General features: G+C 70.6%; 3 protein-coding genes. 2 read left to right on the top strand and 1 reads right to left on the bottom strand.

Translation table 11 applies throughout. The annotated features are described in order from the left end of the window. On the top strand, positions 1–981 hold a 981-nt coding region (locus WBA11_RS02935), incomplete at its 5' end, for a S66 peptidase family protein (protein WP_424519231.1). Here WBA11_RS02935 and WBA11_RS02930 read toward each other — a convergent pair. Beyond that, positions 900–1,121 carry a hypothetical protein gene (locus WBA11_RS02930; RefSeq protein WP_424519230.1) on the bottom strand — a complete coding sequence of 74 codons (222 nt, stop codon included), beginning with the start codon at positions 1,119–1,121 and terminating at the stop codon, positions 900–902. The two genes, WBA11_RS02935 and WBA11_RS02930, sit on opposite strands and share 82 nt — an antisense overlap. A 363-nt stretch (positions 1,122–1,484) precedes the next feature. Between WBA11_RS02930 and WBA11_RS02925 the strand changes: the two genes are divergently transcribed. After that, a partial coding sequence (locus WBA11_RS02925) for an MBL fold metallo-hydrolase (protein WP_424519229.1) occupies positions 1,485–2,173 on the top strand: 689 nt, incomplete at its 3' end.

Here is a 2,173-nt window from a genome sequence, read left to right as displayed (position 1 = left end):
CCCCAGGTCGCCGTCCTCGAGGCCGAGCCGGAGATCGTCGCGCTCAACCGGCCGCGCCCACTCGTGCTGCCGCCACGATTGCCGGCGGGCGGGACCATCGGGCTGATCGCGCCTGCCGGCGTGCTCCGCTCTCGCGGCCAGCTCAACGGGGCCATGGAGGCCGTCGAGGGTCTGGGCTTCCAGACGAAGGTGGGACGCCACGTCCTCGCTCGGCACGGTTTCCTCGCCGGCACCGACGAGCAGCGCGCGAGCGACGTCATGGCGATGGTCCAGGACCCCGAGGTCGACGCGGTCCTGGCCGTCCGGGGCGGGTGGGGCTGCGCGCGCATCTTGCCAATGCTGGATTACGACGTGATCGCGGCGAACCCGAAGCCCATCGTCGGCTACTCGGACACGACGGCACTCCTGCTCGCGGTCTATGCGCGGACGGGGATCGTGACCTTCCACGGCCCGGTCGGCGTCTCGACCTGGAACGAGGTGACGACGAGCAGCTTCCTCCAGACCTTGGTCGAGGGCGATCCGTTGGTGATCGGGCCGGAGACGCGCAGCAATCGCGATCGAACCCAGACTGTCGTCGAGGGCACGGCTCGAGGTCGAGTCGTAGGCGGCAACCTGACCGTCATCTCGGCGCTCGCCGGGACAGGCTTCCTGCCCGGTTTCGACGACCATGTCGTGTTCTTCGAGGAGGTCGGTGAGGACGCCTACCGCGTGGACCGGATGCTGATTCAGCTCGAGCTGGCGGGCCAGCTCCGCGAGCCGGCCGGTGTTGCGTTTGGGCAGTGCTCGTCGTGCGGATCCGGCGGCTCGTCGTGGACGGCGGAGGAGACGATCCGCCGGCGGCTCCAGGCGTACGGCCGGCCCGCGATTATAGGCGCGCCCATCGGCCACGCGTCGCCGGTCTACACGGTCCCCATCGGCCTCGAGGCCGTCCTCGATGCGGACGCCGGGACGTTGGAGTACGTCGGCTCGGCGGTCGCGTAGCGCCCTCGAGGACGTGAGGGTTCGCCCTCGAGGACGTGGCAGAAACAAGGGCGACCTCGAGGACGGGACACAGCCTCGAGGTCGGTGTCAGCAGTGGGCCGAGCGCACATCACGTAGACCGTCATACCGTAGACCATCATTCCCGCAGGGGGCGGGACTCGAGTCCTCGAGGACGGCGCAGCCAATCCAGAGTGACGACCTCGACGGTGGACCGACCTCGACGGTGGACCGAGGCCCGTTCGAAGCGGTGGTGTCCGAAAGCGTGGGAGCCTCGGACGTCCTGGATCCCCGCCTCCGCGGGGATGACTCTGTCGGGGGGACCTCGGGGGGACCTCGGGGGGACCCGGGCACGACGAGCGTCGTCCTCGAGGATGGAGCGCTGGCAGCACAGCCTCGAGGTCGGCGTCGAGGCTCTGGTTCGGGTCGCCGGACCCGGCTCGCCCTCGAGGACGCGAACGGGCCGCCCTCGAGGTCGTACAACGCGCGCCCCTCCTTCGTCCTCGATGTCTCTCCTCCTCGACCCCGTCGCGCCTGGCGTCGCCCGTGTGCCCGTCGCGTTCGTAAATGTCTACCTCGTGGGCGAGCCCGACGAGCCGTGGTGCGTGGTCGACAGCGGTCTGCCCGGCACGTCTGCCCTGACGGTTCGCATGGCGGAGGAGCGGTTCGGACCCGACGCCCGGCCCGAGGGCATCGTCCTGACGCACGGGCACTTCGACCACGCCGGTTCGGCGCTCGCGTTGGCTCGGCACTGGGACGTCCCGATCTACGCGCACCCGCTCGAGCTCCCGTACCTCACCGGACAGTCCGACTTCGCGCCGAAGGACACGACCATGAGCGGCGCGATCGCCTTCCTGGCGCGGTTTTTCCCCGGCGGCGGCTACGACTTCGGAGACCACGTCATGCCCCTTCCCGAGGACGGCTCCGTCCCCGGCGCGCGAGACTGGCGCTGGCTCCACACGCCCGGCCACACCGCCGGCCACGTCAGCCTGTTCCGCGACTTCGACCGTGCTCTCGTCTCCGGCGACGCGCTCGCCACGATGGACTTGGATAGCTGGTCGGCGCAAGTCACCAAGCCGCGCCAGTTCGACCGGCCGCCGGTCCCGTTCACGCCCGACTGGGACGCCGCACGCGCCAGCGTCTCGCTCCTGGCCGACCTCGAGCCGTCGCTCGTCGCTGCCGGCCACGGCCTGCC

Source organism: Rubrivirga sp. (assembly GCF_049648075.1).
Lineage (GTDB): Bacteria > Bacteroidota > Rhodothermia > Rhodothermales > Rubricoccaceae > Rubrivirga.
This window is presented reverse-complemented; position numbering and strand designations above follow the sequence as displayed.